The sequence below is a fragment of the Streptomyces sp. NPDC052396 genome (assembly GCF_044593195.1).
In the GTDB taxonomy this organism is placed as follows: Bacteria; Actinomycetota; Actinomycetes; order Streptomycetales; family Streptomycetaceae; genus Streptomyces.
Genome location: NZ_JBIUAW010000001.1, coordinates 452949 through 472480, shown reverse-complemented (window position 1 = coordinate 472480; position 19532 = coordinate 452949). Strand labels below are relative to the sequence as shown.

General features: G+C 70.6%; 17 protein-coding genes. 6 read left to right on the top strand and 11 right to left on the bottom strand.

Going from position 1 to position 19532, the window contains the following annotated elements:
* Nucleotides 1-140: 140 nt before the first annotated feature.
* On the top strand, nt 141-1412 hold the full coding sequence (locus tag ACIHFE_RS02280) for a hypothetical protein (RefSeq protein WP_400104393.1): 1272 nt from the start codon (nt 141-143) through the stop codon (nt 1410-1412).
* A gap of 109 nt (nt 1413-1521) precedes the next feature.
* Nucleotides 1522-1731, top strand: a complete 210-nt coding sequence (locus tag ACIHFE_RS02275) for a zinc ribbon domain-containing protein (RefSeq protein ID WP_400103670.1) — start codon at nt 1522-1524, stop codon at nt 1729-1731.
* Nucleotides 1732-1733: 2 nt separating this feature from the next.
* On the opposite strand, the gene ACIHFE_RS02270 is transcribed toward ACIHFE_RS02275, so the two are convergent.
* Genes ACIHFE_RS02270 through ACIHFE_RS02255 form a run of 4 tightly spaced genes read right to left on the bottom strand, consistent with a single transcriptional unit; the run spans nt 1734 to nt 6894 of the window.
* A complete protein-coding gene (locus tag ACIHFE_RS02270) occupies nt 1734-2399 on the bottom strand; it encodes an O-methyltransferase (RefSeq protein WP_400103668.1) in 666 nt (221 codons plus the stop codon).
* A gap of 24 nt (nt 2400-2423) precedes the next feature.
* A complete protein-coding gene (locus ACIHFE_RS02265; protein ID WP_400103666.1) occupies nt 2424-3251 on the bottom strand; it encodes an HAD family hydrolase in 828 nt (275 codons plus the stop codon).
* Nucleotides 3248-5713 (bottom strand): phosphoribosyltransferase, encoded by a 2466-nt coding sequence (locus tag ACIHFE_RS02260; RefSeq protein ID WP_400103664.1) that lies wholly within the window; start codon nt 5711-5713, stop codon nt 3248-3250. The genes ACIHFE_RS02265 and ACIHFE_RS02260 overlap by 4 nt, the downstream gene beginning before the upstream one ends.
* 14 nt (nt 5714-5727) lie before the next feature.
* Nucleotides 5728-6894 (bottom strand): HpcH/HpaI aldolase/citrate lyase family protein, encoded by a 1167-nt coding sequence (locus ACIHFE_RS02255; RefSeq protein ID WP_400103662.1) that lies wholly within the window; start codon nt 6892-6894, stop codon nt 5728-5730.
* A 190-nt stretch (nt 6895-7084) separates the two neighbouring features.
* On the opposite strand from ACIHFE_RS02255, the gene ACIHFE_RS02250 reads away from it, so the two are divergent.
* Complete coding sequence (locus tag ACIHFE_RS02250) at nt 7085-7921, top strand: TerD family protein (protein ID WP_400103660.1); 837 nt, start codon at nt 7085-7087, stop codon at nt 7919-7921.
* Between the two features lie 64 nt (nt 7922-7985).
* On the opposite strand, the gene ACIHFE_RS02245 is transcribed toward ACIHFE_RS02250, so the two are convergent.
* The 6 genes from ACIHFE_RS02245 to ACIHFE_RS02220 all read right to left on the bottom strand — a co-directional run bounded on the left by ACIHFE_RS02245 (nt 7986) and on the right by ACIHFE_RS02220 (nt 12537).
* The gene (locus ACIHFE_RS02245; RefSeq protein WP_400103658.1) at nt 7986-8726 is read right to left on the bottom strand and encodes a Tellurium resistance; all 741 of its coding nucleotides are present in this window, start codon (nt 8724-8726) and stop codon (nt 7986-7988) included.
* 102 nt (nt 8727-8828) lie between these two features.
* Complete coding sequence (locus ACIHFE_RS02240) at nt 8829-9956, bottom strand: DUF475 domain-containing protein (RefSeq protein WP_400103656.1); 1128 nt, start codon at nt 9954-9956, stop codon at nt 8829-8831.
* A 56-nt stretch (nt 9957-10012) separates the two neighbouring features.
* Nucleotides 10013-10588, bottom strand: coding sequence for a TerD family protein (locus ACIHFE_RS02235; protein ID WP_400103654.1), 576 nt, complete (start codon nt 10586-10588; stop codon nt 10013-10015).
* Between the two features lie 144 nt (nt 10589-10732).
* The gene (locus tag ACIHFE_RS02230) at nt 10733-11308 is read right to left on the bottom strand and encodes a TerD family protein (RefSeq protein WP_400103653.1); all 576 of its coding nucleotides are present in this window, start codon (nt 11306-11308) and stop codon (nt 10733-10735) included.
* Nucleotides 11309-11478: 170 nt separating this feature from the next.
* Entirely contained in the window at nt 11479-11937 is a 459-nt protein-coding gene (locus ACIHFE_RS02225) for a peroxiredoxin (RefSeq protein ID WP_400103651.1), read from the bottom strand.
* A 177-nt stretch (nt 11938-12114) separates the two neighbouring features.
* Entirely contained in the window at nt 12115-12537 is a 423-nt protein-coding gene (locus tag ACIHFE_RS02220; protein ID WP_400103649.1) for a DUF3052 domain-containing protein, read from the bottom strand.
* A 467-nt stretch (nt 12538-13004) separates the two neighbouring features.
* Between ACIHFE_RS02220 and aceE the strand changes: the two genes are divergently transcribed.
* The gene (gene aceE / locus ACIHFE_RS02215) at nt 13005-15737 is read left to right on the top strand and encodes a pyruvate dehydrogenase (acetyl-transferring), homodimeric type (RefSeq protein WP_400103646.1); all 2733 of its coding nucleotides are present in this window, start codon (nt 13005-13007) and stop codon (nt 15735-15737) included.
* Nucleotides 15738-15794: 57 nt separating this feature from the next.
* Here the strand turns inward: aceE and ACIHFE_RS02210 are convergent, their stop codons facing one another.
* Nucleotides 15795-17387, bottom strand: coding sequence for an MFS transporter (locus ACIHFE_RS02210; protein ID WP_400103644.1), 1593 nt, complete (start codon nt 17385-17387; stop codon nt 15795-15797).
* Nucleotides 17388-17501: 114 nt separating this feature from the next.
* On the opposite strand from ACIHFE_RS02210, the gene ACIHFE_RS02205 reads away from it, so the two are divergent.
* Nucleotides 17502-18167 carry a TetR family transcriptional regulator gene (locus ACIHFE_RS02205; protein ID WP_400103642.1) on the top strand — a complete coding sequence of 222 codons (666 nt, stop codon included), beginning with the start codon at nt 17502-17504 and terminating at the stop codon, nt 18165-18167.
* Between the two features lie 96 nt (nt 18168-18263).
* A complete protein-coding gene (locus tag ACIHFE_RS02200) occupies nt 18264-19493 on the top strand; it encodes an alpha/beta hydrolase (protein ID WP_400103640.1) in 1230 nt (409 codons plus the stop codon).
* Nucleotides 19494-19532: the final 39 nt, after the last annotated feature.

Here is a 19532-nt window from a genome sequence, read left to right as displayed (position 1 = left end):
CGGGCGGATGGGAGAATGGCTCCGGGCCTGGGGAGAGCAACGGGAGAGGCAGGCGGCGCGTGACGGCTACCTTGGCGCGGTCGGTACGAGCGGTACGGGAGACCCTCGCCCTGGTGGTGCTGCCGTTGCCGCTGCTGGCGATGGCCTCCTCGGCCGCCTTCGCCGGCGGCGGGACGCGCCGCTGGGGCTGGGGGCGCGGCGAGGGCCAGCGGGCCGAGGCACAGGCGGCCAAGGACGCGGCGGCCGCGGCCTTCTACGAGCTGGACACCGCCCAGCGGGAGCTGCGGATCTCCATCGAGACCATCACCGCGGTGGACGGTTCGCCGGCGGCCCGCAAGGCCGCGGCCGACTTCGAGGCTTATGGGGCGCGGATCGATCAGGTCTCGGGCGCGTATATCGACACGGTGGACGCCCATGATCTGGAGCGGGAGGACCTGGACGGGGCCGCCGCCGCACGGGCGCGCGCCGAGCTGAGCCGGGCCCGGGACGAGCTGCTGGGCGTCAAGGCCGATCTGGAGCGGTTCGGGCAGGGGCTGGGTCCGCTGCTGGCCCGGGCCGAGCAGGAGCTGGCCCGGGTGGCTCCGGCGGTGGAGCGGGCCCGGCAGGGGCTGCTGGCGGCGAGCAACGCGCTGGACGCGGTGCGGGCTTCGGGGCTGCGGGCCGATGAGCTCGCGGCCCGGCTGGCCGCGCTGGGACCGGAGCTGACCAGGCTCAACCAGGGGGCCGGGCAGCACGGGGTGCGGCAGACCGTCGCCCGCGCCGAGCAGGTGCTGCGCGAGGCGGAGGCCATCGGTGCCGAGGCGGAGCAACTGCCGCAGCGGGCCGCCGAGATCGACAAGCGGCTGGTGTCCCTGGCCACCCGGGCCCAGGCGATCAGCACCCGGGCCGCGGGCGTCGCCCCGGTGCTCAGCGAGCTGCGCCGCCGCTACAGCCTGGCCTGCTGGCAGGACCTCCAGCAGGTGCCGGAGCAGGCCGAGCGGGCGGTGCGCCGGGCGGAGGAGACGCTGCGCGAGGCCCGTACGGCCCGGCAGGAGCAGCGCTGGGCGGATGCCACCTCGCTGCTGGCCACGGTGCGTACGCTGCTGGCCGACACCGATACCGCGGTGTCGGCGGCCGGTGACCGGCTGCGGCAGCTGGACGCGGTGTCGGCCGACCACCGGCAGGAGGTGGAGCGGACCCGGTTCGCGCTGCGGGACGCCCAGCGGCTGGCGATGGCGGGCCGCAGCACCCCCGATCCGCGCGATGCGGGCCCGCTGGACGAGGCGGTGGCCCGGCTGGAGGCGGCGGTGACGGCCCTGGAGGGGCGGCATCCGGACTGGTGGCGCTTCCTCACCGAGCTGGAGGCGGTGCGGGCGGCTGCCGCCGGGGTGGTGCAGCGGATCCGGGAAGAGCGTGGGGGCTCCGCCCGTTAGGCCATGTCTTCTGGGTGCGGGCCGTCGGTGGCTGGTCGCGCCCACGCGGCGGAGCCGCATTGAGCATCGGCCCCGCGCCCCTTACGGGGCGGCGGTTATGCTGCCCGGCATGCCTCGTTACGAATACCGCTGCAAGGCCTGTGGTGACACCTTTGAGCTCAACCGGCCGATGGCCGAGTCCTCGGCGCCCGCCGTGTGCCCCGAAGGGCACACGGACACCGTGAAGCTGCTCTCCACGGTCGCGGTCACCGGCACCGCGGGACCGGCCAAGTCGGCTCCGTCCGGCGGGGGTTGCTGCGGGGGCGGCTGCTGCGGCTGAGTTCAGCCGCGCTTGCGGGCCAGGGTCAGGCCGTCCGCGACGGGGAGCAGGACGCTCTCCATCCGGCCGTCGGCCCTGACATGTGCGTTGAAGGCCCGGACGGCGGCGCCCATCGGGTCGCCGCCCGAGGGGTCCAGGACGGTGCCGTGGAACAGGACGTTGTCCACCACCAGCAGTCCGCCGGGCCGCAGTCTGGGCACCAGCTCCTCCCAGTAGCCGATATAGCCGTCCTTGTTAGCGTCCAGGAAGGCCAGGTCGATATGCGGCTCGGCGGGCATGACGCGCAGGGAGTCCAGGGCGGGGCCGATCCGCAGTTCGATGCGGTCGGCCACCCCGGCCTTGGCCCAGGCGTCATGGGCGGGCCCGGTCCATTCCTCGGATATGTCCAGGGTGATCAACTTGCCGTCGGCGGGCAGCGCCTGGGCCATGGCCAGGGCGGACAGTCCGGTGAAGGTGCCCACCTCGACCAGGTGCCGGGCACCGGTGAGCCGTACCAACAGGGCCAGCAGCGGCCCCTGTTCCACCGGGATCTGCTTGCCCGCTACGCCGGGGAAGCGGGCCCGGGTGGTGTCGATCAGCTCGCGCTGCACCGGGTCCGGCTCCGGGTTGTGGGCGAGTACATAGGCGTACAGCTCGGGGTCGAGCCAGTGGCTCTTTCCTGCGGCCATCGGGCCTCCTCGGTTCCCAACTGCTCAGTGACCCTTTGAGGTTACGTCCCGGCGGGCCGCCGCCAGGAACGATCTGAGGATCTCCTCGCCCGCCAGTACCCCGCCGGTCTCCAGCGCGGTGACCCGGGGCGCCGTCCAGCCGGTGGCCGCCAGTTCGCCGTGTCCGGGCCGCCAGCCCTGGTCCGCGGCCAGCAGCAGCTCCGCGTCCAGCAGGGAGTCGCCGGCCGCCAGCAGCCGGGTGGCCCCGGTGCGGCGGACCACCTCGGCCACGGCGGCGCTCTTGGTGAGCGGCCGGGGCACCGCATAGACCTTGCGGCCCTGGAGGGACACCTTCCAGCCGCGTTCACCGGCCCAGTGGACAAGCTCCGCCAGCCAGGCGGCGGGCAGCCGTTCCCGGTCGACCACCAGATAGGCGAAGAGGCCGTCGGCGGTGCGCTCCTTGAGCAGCCAGGAGGGGTCCGCGCCGTGCAGCAGCCGGGCGCGCATCTCGGCCAGCGGGGCGCAGCCCTCGGCCAGTGCGCCGTTTACCCCGGCCCGCCAGGCGGGGTCCGGTTCGCCGTGCACCAGCAGTTCCCCGCCGTTGGCGCAGACCGCGTACTCGGGGACGGGGCCGGGCAGCCGGATGCGGGCGTACTGCTCGCGGGTGCGGGTGGTGGCGGGTACGAAGCGTGCGGTGCGGGCCAGTTGGGCCAGCAGGACGGCGGCGGTCTCGGTGAGGTAGGACAGCGGCCGCTGCCGGTAGGTCTCCACACAGAGCAGGCGGGGGGCCTGGGTGTCGGGCATGGTCAGGCCCAGGGCGGCGGCGGAGTAGACCAGGGTGCGGTCCAGGTCGCTGGCGACGAGTACGCTCACCGGTCGCGCACCGCCTGGCCGTCGGCGCCGGTGGCGCCCCTGGTGTAGCGGGGGTGGATCAGGCCCACGCAGTTGTACGGGAGACCGTCCACCTCGGCCACCGGGACGCCCCGCTGTTCCGCGAGCAGCCGGATATGGCCGAGTTCGGTCCCGGCGCCGCGCCGGGCCAGGATCTTCCAGGGGACCCGGCGCAGCAGGACCCGGGTGGTCTCCCCGACGCCGGGCTTGACCAGGTTGGTGTCGCCGATGCCGTACTCCTCGCTGATCCGCTCCACGGCGGCCCAGCCGCTCCAGGTGGGGGTGCGGTCGGCGGCGGCCAGCTTCTTGACGGCCAGGGTGACCTCCTCGTGGACGTCCGGGAAGCGGGCGGTGACGGTCTCCAGGAAGGAGCGGGAGACATCGGCTCCGGCCAGTTCCCGGTAGAACTTGGCGCCGTGGAAGTCATCCGGGCCGACCAGGTCGGGCCGGAGCACGGTGCGCGATATCAGGCCGGAGACGGTGGAGTTGAGGCAGGCGGAGGGGATCAGGAAGTCGTCCCGGGTGCCATAGGTCTCCACACAGTGGCCCGGGTCGGCGAGCACGGCCGGCCGTGGGTCGAAGGGGGTGCCGCGCAGGGCCTGGGCCAGTTCGCGGGTGATGGCGCCCTTGCCGGTCCAGCCGTCCACGAAGACCACATCGGCGGGGTCGTGGTGGCCGGCCAGCCAGCGCAGGGCGGCGGTGTCGATGCCGCGGCCGCGGACGATGGAGACGGCGTAGTGCGGCAGGTCCAGGCCGTGGGCGTGCCGGGCCCAGCGGCGCATCAGGATGCCGACCGGGGTGCCGGCCCGGGCCAGGGAGACCAGGACGGGCCGCCGGGACCGTTCGGCGAGCACGGTTTCGGTGACGGTGCCCACGGCTTGGGCGACGCGGGTGGCCGAGGCGTCCAGTGCCTCGCGGTAGAGCGCCTGGTAGCGCTCGCTGGGCTGGTACTCCATGGGCAGCGACTCGGCGTAGTGGGCGCCGCCGCTCTGGATGGCCTCCTCCCGTTCCTCGGTGGGTGCCTCCAGGGTCAGCCGGGAGAGGTCCTGGAGCAGCCAGCCGACGTCCTCGGGGTCATAGGAGGAGAAGGCCGGGCCACGCAGGGGTTCGGGGCGTGGGCGCGGGCGGTACGAGGGGATCACGGCGAGCAGCACCTTTGCGGTATGTGCGGCGAGGGTGGTCAGGAGGCCGCCGGGGGCGTGCAGTCGGGGGGTGTCGGCGGTGTCGTCGACCAGGGTGACGATGGCGTCGAAACGGGTGTCCGGGTCCGCGATGTTGTAGGCGTAGCGCTCGCCTTCGGAGCCGTCATGGGCGGGGAAGGTGAGGCGGGAGCGGATGGCGTAGCCGGGGTGGCCGATGGGCACGACCGGTGAGCGGGTGGTGGTGGAGAACCGTATCTCCGCCTGGGGGAGCCGGTGTTGGAGCTCCTCCGCCAGGCGGAGGGGGGTGTACATCAGCTCTTCGGTGCCGAGCAGGAGGATGCGGTGGGGCTGCGCGCCGTCGCCGTTCGCGGGTGCGGGTTCCCGGTCTTCGGCCGGGCCCCCGAGCGCGGTTGCCAGCTGTCGCGCCAGGTCCGGCAGCGCGGCTTCCAGCAGCTCGCGGTGAGCGGGGGTGAAGCCATGGCGGCCGCCGTCGGGGAGACCGGCGGGCCAGTCGAGCTCTACGCGTGGGGCGGTCGCGTCCTCGGTCCCGCCCCTTCCCGGAACCGGGGGCGCCGGCGCGTCCCCGGACGGCGACGGCGCGCGATGGGCACGCTCCTGCTCGGAGACCAGCGCGCTGCCGCGCTCCAGCACATCGTCCGGCAGGGCGACCTCACCCGTGGCTAGCGCCACCACATCCACCCGCGCGCCCAGCTCCGCCGCGAACGCGGCCAGTTCGGCGCGGTCGGCCGCGTCCCGTACGTCCACCAGCGCGGCGACCACATACCGCTCCCGTGGCGCCCCGGCATGCAGTGCCGCGATGGTGTTGCGCACCGTACGCCCCGTGGAGAGCTCGTCGTCCACCAGCACCAATGGCCCGGCGCCGGTCAGCAGACCCGGGTCGGACGGCAGCAGCAGATGCGAGGTGGCATGACTGTGCTCCTCCTCGAAACCGCCGACCGGTGTCATCCCCGGCACCGCCCGCCGGGTGGAGTGCAGATACCGGGCGGAACCCAGGCCGTCCGCCACACAGTGGCCCAGCCCCGTCGCGGTCTCCGCGTAGCCCAGCACCACGGCATCGGCGGCCGGACCGAGCAACTCGCCCACCCGGGCGCCCAGTTCCAGGCCGGCCCGCCGGATGACGTCCGGGCGTTGCGGTACATGCTTGCCCAGCACCGTGGAGACCAGCAGATGGGCCCGCCGGGGATTGCGCCGCAGGGCGAGGCCCAGCAGCTCCGGCAGCCGGGCGTCGCCGGTCAGCCGCACTCCGAGCCGGTCCGCCACCCACTGACCCGGCCACACCATGCCGTCGCCCCTCCTCATGCCGGCTGTCCGACGCTCGCCGCCAGCAGTTCCACAAAGCCCACGTCCTCGCGCGCCACGCCGAAGACCTCGGCGCGCAGCAGGGTGCGCTCGGCCCAAGCCCGGTGCGGCTTGGCCTCGTTCATCTTGTTGGTGTAGGCGGAACGCAGCACTCCGCCGCCGTCCCGCGCCGAGCGCAGGATGTCCCGCGCATCGCTGAACTCCTCATGGCTGACCACCGACAGCGCATGGACCGGTGCCACATGCGAGGGATGGATACAGGTCTTGCCCTGCAGGCCGTTGGCGCGGTCGAGCTCCAGCTCACGGAGCAGGCCGTCCAGGTCATGGGCGATCAGGGCGGTGCGCAGCGCGTCGGCGGGCCCGGCGAAGGGGCTGCGGCGCAGCTGGGGTTTGAACATCCGCTCATGGGGGCGGAAGTACTCCCACACCGGTCCGGTGATGGTCAGGCCGCTGCCGTCCGCGCGGCCCAGCACATTGACCACATCGGCGATCACCGAGGCCACCAACTGGACGTCATAGGCGGTCATATCGGGCGCCCGGCGCAGTCCATAGGCGGCACAGAAGTCGGTCACCCCCAGCCGTAGCGCCAGCACCCGCTCGCGGTACTTCGCTACGGCACGGGCGATGCCGGCCAGGGTCTCGGCGCGGGTCTCCAGGTGGAGCAGTTCGGGTGATTCCAGGACGGGCATGGCCAACAGCCGCTGCCCATGGGCGGCTTCGGCCTCGGTGAGCGCCTCCAGGAAGGGCAGGCCACGGTCCTCGGTGAACTTCGGCAGGACGAAGCCGGACAACAGCCCCAGTGCGGGGCCGAGCCGGCGCGCCAGGTCGCCTATCTGCTCCGGTTCGCGGACCCGTATGAAGAGCAGGGGCGGGGCGGCCGGGGCGGTGGCCAGCTCGGTGAGCTGGCGGACCAGATTGTGCTCCGCCTCGGCCACTTCCCGGTCGGAGATGGAGTCCTCCAGGCACAGCACCATGGACACCACCCCGCCCGCCGCCCGCCGCAGGATGTCCTGGGCCAGACCGGGGCGGGTGGCGGGGCTGTAGAGCGTGGCACCCAGAGCGACGGCCAGGGTGGGCAGCGCGGAGTGCGGGCCGAACTCCCCGGGTTCGCTATGGAATAGATCCTTCCGCACCCCGGGTGCGAGATGGTCGAAGTGCCGCACTGTTCTCCCCGTTTCACCGCGACGCGGCCTCGCGGACCCGCCGGGACACCAAAGTGGCCGTTCATCGTACGCTCGGCGACCGGTCAAGAGTTCCCCAAGGAGTGGAAAAGCAGCGGCGCGGTTGAGTTGTCTTCGCTACGGGCCGGGCCCCGCGTTGTCCGGGACCGGGCCGGGAGGGCAGGATTGCGGCATGACGCACGCCATGCAGAAGGGGTCCAACATCCCGCTCACGGCCCGGGCGGTACGGGCCGTACTGCGCTGGACCCCCGGCCCGGGCATCCCGGACGTGGACGCCTCCGCCCTGCTGCTGGCCGAGGACGGCCGGGTGCGCTCGGACGAGGACTTTGTGTTCTACAACCAGCCCCGGCACCCCTCCGGCCTGGTCCGCCATCTGCCCAAGGCACGGCTGACCGAGGGGCTGACCGACTCCCTGGAGGCCGATCTGTCGGCCCTGGACGGGTCGGTACGCCGGGTGGTGCTGGCCGCCTCGGCGGACGGCGGCTCGTTCGGGCTGGTCAAGGACCTGTGCGTACTGCTCTATGACACGGCCCGGGCGGGTGCCGGGGACGAGCCGGTGGCCCGCTTCGAGGTGCGCGCGGAGACCGGTGAGGAGACCGCCATGATCTGTGGCGAGCTCTACCGGCGGGGCGAGGGCTGGAAGTTCCGGGCGCTGGGGCAGGGCTATGCGTCGGGGCTGGAGGGGCTGGCCACGGAGTTCGGGATCTCGGTGGAGGACTCGGCGTCGGCCCCTGCGGCGGAGCCGGGCCCGGACGCCGGGCAGCCGGCTCAGGCGCCCGCGCCGGCCGCACCGTCCGCGTCAGCCGTGACCCAGCCGGGCACGCCGGTGTACCCGCCCCCGCCGGCCGTACCGCCGGCCGTGCCCGCACAGAACGCCCCGGCCGGGTACGGGTATCCGCAGCCGGCTTACGGTTACCCGCAGCCCGCCTATGGCTACCCGCACCAGCGCACCGCGCCGGACCCGGCGTTCCGGCTGCCGCCGCAGGGGCCGCAGTTCCTGCCGGGGTGAGCGGCTGCGTCCCACGCGGCGGAGCCGCATAAGGCAGCCGTCCCGCGCCCCTGCCGGGGCGCCCCTAAACGTTGCTCTTGTAGCCCCTCCCCCACTGCAGACCCCAGCCATAGAGCCGGTCCAACTCGGCCTGGAAGCCGTAGACATACTTCATCTCACGGCGGAGGACGATCTCCTTCTTATTGTTCTCGATCATCACCACCGCGCAGGAGCGCGCCTCCGGGGCCCGTTCGTGCAGCGGGATCTCTATCCGCGGGCCGTTGCCGGGATAGAGGGTGACCGTGGCATGGGTACGGTCGAAGGCCGGGGTGCCGTCATAGATATAGACGAAGATCAGCAGTCGCTTGATCTCATCCCGGTGGTCCATGTTGATGTAGATGTCCTCACCGGCCCCGGACCCGAACCGGTCGTCCCCGCTGAGCTGGACATACGGTGGAGCGTTGATGCTGCCCAGTATGTTTCCCAGCGGCTGCACCACGCCCTTTGACCCGTCCCACAGCTCATACATGCAGGCGAGGTCGAGGTCCACCGACACCATGGCGGTGCCCTGCGCCTGCACCACATCGGGGGTGAACTTGCGGAACAGGCCGCGCGCCCCGGGCTGCCGGGGCTTCTCACCGAAGTCCGAAGTGCGCATCCGCCAGGACAGGTTGACCCGCAGGTTGCCGGTGACGGCGCCCTGCTTGGTCAGCGAGTACACCGAGTGACGCTTCGTCAGCTCGATGGCGCCGCTCATATGCGGGCTGTCGAACTGCCAGCCCGCTCCGCGCCCCCAGTTGCCGAACAGCCTCTCCCACGCGGTCATCTGCGGATCCCCACCCTCTTGTCGTGGCCCAACTGCCGCGGGGCGGCCGCGAGCTGATGCCCATGGCCGCCCCGATCAGAGGGTTCCGCAAATGTGCCGGGGTCACACCCCGGATGTGACCTCCTGCTTCGCCGCCCCGTCCGGGTCCGTCGCCGCCAGCTTGTTGCGCCGCACCGAGGACAGGAAGGACAGGCCGATCAGCACCACACCCACGAGGCCGGTGATGACCTCGTTGATCTCGTACTTGATGGTGGCGAGCAGGATGACGGCCAGCGCACCGATCGCATAGTGCGCGCCATGCTCCAGATAGACGTAGTCGTCCAGGGTGCCCTTGCGGACCAGGAAGACCGTCAGCGAGCGGATGTACATCGCGCCGATGCCCAGACCCAGGGCCATCACAAAGATGTCATTGGTGATGGCGAAGGCCCCGATGACGCCGTCGAAGGAGAACGAGGCGTCGATGACCTCCAGATAGAGGAAGGTGAAGAAGGCGGCCTTGCCGGCCAGCCCCAGGGCCGCGCCGGTGCCGTTCTTCGGCCGCGCCGCCTCGTCCTCCTCCTCGTCGCCTTCCAGCCGCTCCTCGAAGAAGCCGGAGACACCGCCGACGACCAGGTAGGTGACCAGACCGCCGATGCCGGCCAGCAGCACCGTGGCCGCCTTGTCGACCGTCCCCGAACCGTCGTGCACCGGAACCGAGGTGGCCACGGTGGTGGCCGCGACGATCAGCACCACCAGGGAGACGATCACCGAGAGGGCGTCCACCTTGCCCAGCTTGGCCATGGCACGCTCCAGCGGGCCCAGCCACTGGATCTCCCGCTCCTCGAAGAGGAAGTCGAGGAAGATCATCAGCAGGAACATCCCGCCGAAGGCGGCGATGGCGGGGTGGGCGCTGGTGACCAAGTGCTCATAGCGGTCATGGTCGTTGAGTGCGACCCGGACCGCCTCGATCGGTCCCAGCTTGGCGGTGATGGCCACAATGACCACCGGGAAGACCAGCCGCATGCCGAAGACCGCGATCAGGATGCCCACCGAGAGGAACATCCGCTGCCAGAAGGTGTTGAGCTTGCGCAGGATTCCGGCGTTGATCACCGCGTTGTCGAACGAGAGGGATATCTCCAGGACCGACAGGATCGCGACGATCGCCAGCCCCTGCCACCCCCAGAGCAGGCCGGCGGCGGCAAGGCCCATCGCCGTGATGGCGAACGACCAGCCGAAAGTTTTCAGGAGCACGGGCTAAACCAATCCTTCACTGTCCGAGGGGCTTTTACCCTGAACAGTATCGGGCTTTAGGAAACGTTGACCCCGAAGTCCAGGGCGATACCCCGGAGTCCGGACGCATACCCCTGGCCCACGGCGCGGAACTTCCACTCGCCGCCATAGCGGTAGACCTCACCGAAGATCATCGCCGTCTCGCTGGAGGCGTCCTCACTGAGGTCGTACCGGGCCAGTTCGCTGCCGTCGGCCTGGTTGACCACCCGGATATAGGCGTTGCTGACCTGGCCGAAGTTCTGTCCGCGGAGGTCGGCCTCATGGATGGAGACCGGGAACACGATCTTGTCGCAGGCGGGCGGCACCCTGGTGAGGTCAACCAGGATGGTCTCGTCATCACCCTCGCCCTCACCGGTCAAGTTGTCACCGGTGTGCTCCACCGAACCCTCCGGGCTCCGGAGGTTGTTGTAGAAGACGAAGTACTGGTCGCCCAGCACCCGGCCCGAGGCACAGAGCAGCGCGCTGGCGTCCAGGTCGAAGTCCGCACCGGTGGTGGTGCGGGCGTCCCAGCCGAGGGCGACCACAATGGCGGTCAGGTTCGGCGCGGACTTGGAGAGGGAGACATTGCCTCCCTTGGCGAGCGTGACGCCCATGGTCTTGTTCCTCCCCGGGGTTGATGACGGTGCGGCGGCCGGTGGCCGCCATGCGCCCGGCGCCGCGCCTCCGGGCATACGGAGGCGCGGCGCCGGACCCGGACCGTCAGGAACCCTGACGATCCGTCAGGCAAACGGGCGTCCTCAGACGTTGACCCCGAAGTCCTGGGCGATGCCGCGCAGGCCGGAGGCGTAGCCCTGGCCGATGGCCCGGAACTTCCACTCGCCGTTGTTGCGGTAGAGCTCACCGAAGACCATGGCGGTCTCGGTGGAGGCGTCCTCGCTGAGGTCGTAACGGGCCAGCTCGGTGTTGTCGGCCTGGTTGACCACCCGGATATAGGCGTTGCGCACCTGGCCGAAGCTCTGCTGGCGAGCCTCGGCGTCATAGATGGAGACCGGGAACACGATCTTCTGCACCTCGGCCGGCACGGCCGCCAGGTTGACCTTGATGACCTCGTCGTCACCCTCGCCGTCACCGGTGAGGTTGTCACCGGTGTGCTCCACCGAGCCGTCGGGGCTCTTGAGGTTGTTGAAGAAGACGAAGTGCTGGTCGGACACGACCTTGCCCTGCTCGCCGGTCAGCAGCGCGCTGGCGTCCAGGTCGAAGTCCGCACCGGTGGTGGTGCGCGCGTCCCAGCCGAGAGCAACTATGACGGCGGTCAGGTTGGGGGCGCTCTTGGTCAGCGAGACGTTGCCGCCCTTGCTGAGACTGACTCCCACGGATCCTCCACTGATTCGAAGAGGGCGGACGGGAACCGCGCCCCCTGTTGTTGCGATGGCCTCCGATCAACGTGCGGAGGCCGGGACGGGGTTCCCGCCGGTACCGAACGTCGTGCTTCCAGGGGGGTTGTGCGAGGCGTCGGACGCGCTCGACGGTCCCCCGGGCGCGTTCAGAGCGCGCCGAGCGCCCGTACGTACTCGTTCAGGTCACGCGCGTCGGGCAGGCCGTTGACGACCGTCCAGCGCACCACCCCGTCCTTGTCGATGATGAAGGTGCCACGCAGCGCGCAGCCCTTCTCCTCGTCGAAGACGCCATAGGCACGGCTGACCTCGCCATGCGGCCAGAAGTCGGAGAGCAGCGGGTACTCCAGGCGCTCCTGCTCGCTGAAGACGCGCAGCGAGAAGGGCGCGTCATTGGAGACCGCGAGCAGCTGGACGTCGTCATTGACGAAGGCGGGCAACTCATCGCGCAGCGCGCAGAGTTCGCCGGTGCACACACCGGTGAAGGCGAAGGGGTAGAAGAGCAGCACAACGGCCTTCTCCCCACGGAAGTCGGAGAGCCGGACGGTCTCGCCGTGCTGGTTCCTCAGCGCGAAGTCCGGTGCCTTTTCACCTACGGCGACAGCCATGGGAAACACCCTCTCTGGTCATGGAGCCTGTCGGCGCGCCCCAGTCTGTCACTGCCCGCGGGGCCGTCCGGCGGCGGGCACCGGCCGGACGCGACGCACTGCGCCCCCCGCGGGGCCCGGTGAGGGCCGCGGGGGGCGCGGAGAAGTACCGCCGGCCGGCGCCGGCCGTGACTGCGATCAGCGCTTGCCCGACTTCAGGCGGGTGCCGCTCCAGTCCTTGGCGACGCTGATGCTCTTGGCCGGGCTGAGCCCCGCGGTCTGCGCCGCGTCCTGGACGTCACTCGGCTCGACGTAGCCGTCACGCCCGGTCTTGGGCGTCAGCAGCCAGACGGTGCCGGCGTCCTCGAGCAGACCGATGGCATCCACCAGCGCGTCCGTGAGGTCTCCGTCCTCGTCCCGGAACCACAAGACGACGACGTCGGCCACGTCGTCGTAGTCCTCGTCAACGAGGTCCTGGCCGATGAGGGACTCGATGCCTTCACGGAGATCCTGATCGACGTCGTCGTCGTAGCCGATCTCCTGGACCACCTGTCCGGGCTCGAAACCCAGCCTTGCGGCGGGATTGGTCCGATCCTCCGCGTGGTCCGCGGTCGCGCTCACTGAGTGCCTCCTGTCATCTTTCGAGAAGTGCCTTGCCGCCCCGCGTACGCGAGGCATGGAGCGTAGTCCACACGTGACGGACGGATCGCGCAAGTACCCGCTCAGCGATCCCGCCCAAACGTTGACGTCTCATGGCATCTCCAACCACGGAACAGGGGCGGCCAGTGATTCACAACACAGCGTTTGCCTGCTTTATGAAGTTACTCCCTGGGATTACCGCCCCCGGGGCCGAACGGCCGTACGCGAGGGACCCCCATAGGGGGCGTAAGGTTGCGATTTGGCCGCCGCAAGGAGGCCGCTCTCCGGTACTTCATCTCACGAGTGGTGGTTACCGCCCAGTAGAGATGACGTTTGCGTCGCCGCGGTCCACGATGGGAGCCGGTGCGACATCAGCGGAGACGTTTTGACCGCGTGCGCAGCAACATTCGCGTGCAGAGCACGACACGACCGAACAGCGAAGGAACAGCGTGGCTTCCGGATCCGATCGCAACCCGATCATCATTGGCGGCCTTCCCAGCCAGGTCCCGGACTTCGATCCCGAAGAGACCCAGGAATGGCTCGACTCGCTCGACGCAGCCGTCGATGAGCGAGGCCGGGAACGTGCTCGCTACCTCATGCTTCGCCTGATCGAGCGGGCCCGCGAGAAGCGCGTCGCCGTTCCCGAGATGCGCAGCACGGACTACGTCAACACCATCGCGACCAAGGACGAGCCGTTCTTCCCCGGCAACGAGGAGATCGAGCGCAAGATCCTCAACGCGACCCGGTGGAACGCCGCCGTGATGGTCTCGCGCGCCCAGCGCCCGGGCATCGGCGTCGGCGGTCACATCGCCACCTTCGCCTCCTCCGCCTCGCTGTACGACGTGGGCTTCAACCACTTCTTCCGCGGCAAGGACGGCGGCGACGGCGGCGACCAGATCTTCTTCCAGGGCCACGCCTCCCCGGGTGTCTACGCGCGCGCCTTCCTGCTGGACCGACTGTCCGAGCAGCAGCTGGACGCCTTCCGCCAGGAGAAGTCCAAGGCTCCCTACGGCCTGTCCAGCTACCCGCACCCGCGGCTGATGCCGGACTTCTGGGAGTTCCCCACCGTCTCCATGGGCCTTGGCCCGCTCGGTGCGATCTACCAGGCCCGGATGAACCGCTACATGGAGTCCCGCGGCATCGCCGACACCTCCAAGTCGCACGTCTGGGCGTTCCTGGGCGACGGCGAGATGGACGAGCCGGAGTCGCTCGGCCAGCTGTCCCTGGCCGCCCGTGAGGGCCTGGACAACCTGACCTTCGTGGTCAACTGCAACCTGCAGCGCCTGGACGGCCCGGTGCGCGGCAACGGCAAGATCATGCAGGAGCTGGAGTCGCAGTTCCGCGGCGCCGGCTGGAACGTGATCAAGCTGGTGTGGGACCGCTCCTGGGACCCGCTGCTGGCCCAGGACCGCGACGGCGTCCTGGTCAACAAGCTCAACAGCACGCCGGACGGCCAGTTCCAGACGTACGCCACCGAGACCGGCGCGTACATCCGCGAGCACTTCTTCGGCGACGACCAGCGCCTGCGCAAGATGGTCGAGAACATGACCGACGACCAGATCCTGCACCTGGGCCGTGGCGGTCACGACCACCGCAAGATCTTCGCGGCCTATGCGGCGGCCAAGGCGCACAAGGGCCAGCCGACGGTGATCCTGGCGCAGACGGTCAAGGGCTGGACGCTCGGCCCCAACTTCGAGGGCCGCAACGCGACCCACCAGATGAAGAAGCTGACCGTCGAGGACCTCAAGCGCTTCCGCGACCGGCTGCACATCCCGATCGCCGACAAGGAGCTGGAGTCCGGTCTGCCGCCGTACTACCACCCGGGCCGGAACTCGGAAGAGATCCAGTACATGCACGACCGGCGCAAGTCGCTGGACGGCTATGTACCGACCCGCGTGGTGCGCGCCAAGCCGCTGAACCTGCCGGGCGACAAGGCCTACGCGCCGATCAAGAAGGGCTCCGGCCAGCAGTCGATCGCCACCACCATGGCCTTCGTCCGCCTGCTGAAGGACCTGATGCGGGACAAGGAGATCGGCAAGCGCTTCGTCCCGATCGCCCCGGACGAGTACCGCACCTTCGGCATGGACTCGCTGTTCCCCTCGGCGAAGATCTACAACCCGCTGGGCCAGCAGTACGAGGCCGTGGACCGCGAGCTGCTGCTGGCGTACAAGGAGTCGCCGACCGGTCAGATGCTGCACGACGGCATCTCCGAGGCGGGCTGCACCGCCTCGCTGATCGCCGCGGGTTCCGCCTATGCCACGCATGGCGAGCCGCTGATCCCGATCTATGTCTTCTACTCGATGTTCGGGTTCCAGCGCACCGGTGACCAGTTCTGGCAGATGGCCGACCAGCTGGCGCGCGGTTTTGTCCTGGGCGCCACCGCGGGTCGCACCACCCTGACGGGTGAGGGCCTCCAGCACGCCGACGGTCACTCGCACCTGCTGGCCTCCACCAACCCGGCGGTCGTGGCGTACGACCCGGCGTTCGGCTACGAGATCGCGCACATCGTGCAGGACGGTCTGCGCCGGATGTACGGCGAGAACGCGGAAGACATCTTCTACTACCTCACCGTCTACAACGAGCCGATCCAGCACCCGGCCGAGCCGGAGAACGTGGACGCCGACGGCATCCTCAAGGGTCTGTACCGCTACCGGGCGGGCGACAAGGGCGCCATCCCGGCGCAGATCCTCGCCTCCGGTGTGGCCGTGCCGTGGGCCCTGGAGGCCCAGCGGATGCTGGCCGAGGAGTGGAACGTCAAGGCCGACGTCTGGTCGGCGACCTCCTGGAACGAGCTGCGCCGGGACGCCATCGCGGTGGAGGAGCACAACCTGCTCCACCCGGAGGAGGAGCAGCAGGTTCCGTATGTCACCAAGAAGCTCGCCGGTGCCGAGGGCCCGAAGGTGGCCGTGTCCGACTGGATGCGGGCGGTTCCGGACCAGATCGCGCGCTGGGTGCCGGGTACGTACCAGTCGCTGGGTGCGGACGGCTTCGGCTTCGCGGACACCCGTGGCGCGGCGCGGCGCTTCTTCCACATCGACGCCCAGTCGATCGTGGTGGCGGTGCTGACCGAGCTGGCCAAGGAGGGGAAGGTCGACCGCTCCGTGCTGAAGCAGGCGATCGACCGGTACCAGCTGCTGGATGTCGCGGCCGCCGACCCCGGTGCGGCCGGTGGCGACGCGTAATCGCTCGCACTGACAGGCATGGACGCCCGGGCCCCTTGGGGCCCGGGCGTTTGTCGTTCAGAGGTGGGCGCCGCCCGGGGCCGCGCCCGCGTGTGCGCCGCGTTTGGTGAGGAGGGCCACCAGGGCGGCGCCCACGGCGACCCAGCCGGCCACAAAGAACGAGGTGCTCATCGCGGAGACAAAGGTGTGGTGGGCCACGTCGGTGATCTTGTCGGCCACCTGTGGCGGGGTGTGGGGCGGGATGGGGGCCACGCCCAGTTCGGTCACCTTGGCGCCCTTGTCCATGGTCTCCGGGGGCAGCGGCGGCAGGCCGGCCGCCGCCCAGCGGCCGGGCAGCAGATGGCTGACCCGGGAGGCCACCACCGCGCCCAGCACGGCCGTGCCCAGTGAGCCGCCCACCTGCATGGCGCCCTGCTGGAGGCCGCCGGCCAGGCCGGCGTGTTCCAGCGGGGCGTTGCCGACGATCACATCGGTGGCGCCGACCAGCACCGGGGCCAGCCCCAGTCCGAACAGGGCGAACCACAGGGACACCAGTGGGGTACCGGTGTCCGTCGTCAGGGTGGACATGCCGAAGCAGGCGGCGGCGGTGCAGGCCATGCCCAGCACCAGCGGTATCCGGGGCCCGAACCGGGTGATGGCCACCCCGGCCAGCGGCGAGCCGACGATCATCATGCAGGTGAGCGGCAGCAGGTGCAGACCGGCGTTGACCGGCGACATCCCGTGGACGTTCTGCAGGTAGAAGGTGACATAGAAGATCCCGCCCATAAAGGCGAAGGCCATCAGCACCATCAGCACCGTGCCGGCCGACAGCGGCACCGAGCGGAACAGCCGCAGTGGCAGCAGCGGCTCGCGGACCCTGATCTGCCAGAGGACGAAGGCCACGAAGCACAGCAGCGCGGCACCCAGGAAACCCAGGGTGCGGGGGCTGCCCCAGTGCCAGTCGGGCACCTTGATCAGCGCCCAGATCAGGCAGAACATCCCGCCGGAGAGCAGCACGATGCCCAGCAGGTCGAAGGAGCGCGGGGCGTTCGAGCTGCGCGGGTCCTTGAGGAACAGCAACGAGAGGACCACGGCCAGCGCGCCGACCGGCACATTGATGTAGAAGACGGACTGCCAGTTGACATGCTCCACCAGCAGACCGCCGATGATCGGGCCGCCCGCGGTGGAGGCGCCGATGACCATGCTCCACAGGCCGAGCGCCATATTGAGCTTCTCGGCCGGGAAGGTGGCGCGCAGCAGCCCCAGCGCGGAGGGCATCAGCAGCGCCCCGCACAGGCCCTGCAGCACCCGGAAGCCGATGACCACCGACACCTGGCCGGACAGCGCGATCAATCCCGAGGAGGCGGCGAAGCCGGTGGTGCCGATAAGGAAGACCAGCCGGTATCCAAAGCGGTCGCCCAGCTTCCCGGCGGTGATCAGAACGACGGCGAGGGCCAGCAGATAGGCGTTGGTGATCCATTGGACATCGGCGAGCGAGGCGCCCAGGTCCTTCTGGATGGCGGGGTTGGCGATGGCGACGATGGTGCCGTCGAGCGCGACCATCATCACGCCGATAGCGACGGTGAGCAGGGTGAGCCAGGGGTGGCCCCGGAGGCCCTTCCGGGGCGCCAGTTCCGGTGTCGCGTCCGCGACGGTGCTCTCAGGCGTCATGGACCGAGATTATGGCAGTCGCTGACAATTGACAAAGGGATTCATGAGGCATTACCTGACAAGTTGCGCCCAACTATTCTGAGCCGCGAGATCACTTGCGAAAGGCACCCCACCATGGCCATCGACAGCGCGACGGGACCCGCCGCACCCCCGGGGCTGCGCGAACGCAAAAAGCAGCGGACCCGCAACACCCTGATCCGCTGCGCCCTGGAGCTGTTCACGGCCAAGGGATACGAGGCCGCCACCGTGGACGAGATCGCCGCGGCGGCCGATGTGTCCCAGCGCACCTTCTTCCGCTACTTCGCCAATAAGGAGGAGGTCGCGCTGTCGCTGCAGGCCGTGGAGGAGGAGCACGCGCTGGCCGCGCTGCTCGCCCGGCCGGCCGGGGAGGGGCCGCTGACCGCGGTGCGCAACGGGGCCGCCGCCTCCTGGGGGCCGATCTGCCGGGCCATCGCCGAGGTGGTCCCGGTCGCATTGCATCTGCGTATGCAGCGCACCATCGAGTCCACCCCGCAGCTGCTCGCCGCCCGGCTGCGCCGCCTGGGGGCACTGGAGGAGCGGCTGGCCGCCGAGCTCGCCCGCCGGGAGGGCCTGGACCCGGCCCTCGACCCCCGGCCCCGGGTGCTGGTGGCGGCCTGCTGCGGAGTGATGCGGGCGGCCGCCCGGGTCTGGAGCGAGGACGAGAACGCCGGCCTGGACGACCTGGTGGAGCTGATGACCCGCCATCTCGACCAGCTGGCACCGGCGTTGGCGGACGACTGGCGCGGCGGACGCCAGTAGACGCGCCGTACACGTGTCCGGTATCACGCCCGATCAAACGTGAGTTGTGTCACCGCTTTGGCGGACGCGCCCGGGTTTCTCCTAGGGTGGTCGGCGGTGACTTCCTTCTCGGAGCTCGACTCCCCCTCCCTGCCGTGGACGAACTGGACCACGGTCTGGCGCGCACTGCTCGCGCTGGCCGTGGTCCTCGTCATGCTCGCCACCACCGGCTGGACGGCCGTCCGGGGGCAGAAGGCGGCCGACGACCCGTACACCGCCACGGTGGCCGCCTGGAATCACGGCAGCCTGGCGGGCCGGCCGCTGCCCTCGCCGTATGCGGCGCCCACGGTGCTGGCCGGCTACTTCGCCTCGCTGACCGGTGCCGAGCGCACCGGCCTGGCCCAGCGCTATCCGCTGGTCGTCGGCAACCTCCCGGGCGCCCCGGTCGATCTGCGCTACCGCGCCAACCGGATCGCCCTGACCCAGGCCCGGGCCATGGAGCAGCACCGTGGCAAGGACGCCGGGCTCACCCCGGCCGGCCGCTATGAGGCCATCCGCCGGATGCACCGCCTGGACTCACTGCTCTCCGACGACCGGCAGATCCTCGCCTTCGACCCCCGTGGCGACGGCCGGGTGGCCGAGGTCTTCGGCGACCTCGACCGGGCCCGGCGGGTCTCGGTGGTGGTGCCGGGCGTCGACACCACCCTGCTCACCTTCGAGAAGACCAATCGCGCCTACACCGCGCCGGTCGGCATGGCGGAGTCCCTCTACGACGCCGAGCGGAAGGCGGACCCCGGCACCCGTACCGCCGTCATCGCCTGGGCCGACTACACCTCGCCTGCGGGCGTGGGGCTGGACGCCGCCACCGGCCGGCTGGCCGCCGAGGGCGCGCTGCGCCTGCGCACCCTGGTCAAGGGGCTGCCCGGCGACTCCCAGGTCTCGCTGTTCTGCCACAGCTATGGCTCGGTGGTCTGCGGGGTCGCCGCCCGCGACCTGGATTCCCGGGTGAGCGACGTGGCCGTGGCAGGCAGCCCGGGCATGCGCGCGGAGCACGTCTCCGAGCTGCACACCAGCGCCCGGATATGGGCCATGCGCGACCCCGGCGACTGGATCCACACCGTGCCCCACCTGGAGGTCGGCGGCCTCGGCCACGGTGCCGACCCGGTCTCCGGGGACTTCGGGGCACGGGTGCTGTCCTCCGCCGGCGCGCAGGGACACACCGGCTACTTCGCCCCGGGCACCACCAGCCTCGCCAACTTCGCGGACATCGGCGTCGGCCGCCCCGCCCAGGTCCGCTGCGCGGACTCCGACACCCGGTGCGCCGACAACACCACCCCGGTCGCGTGACGCGCGTAGCTCCTTGAGGGGGGACGCGGAAGCGGCCGC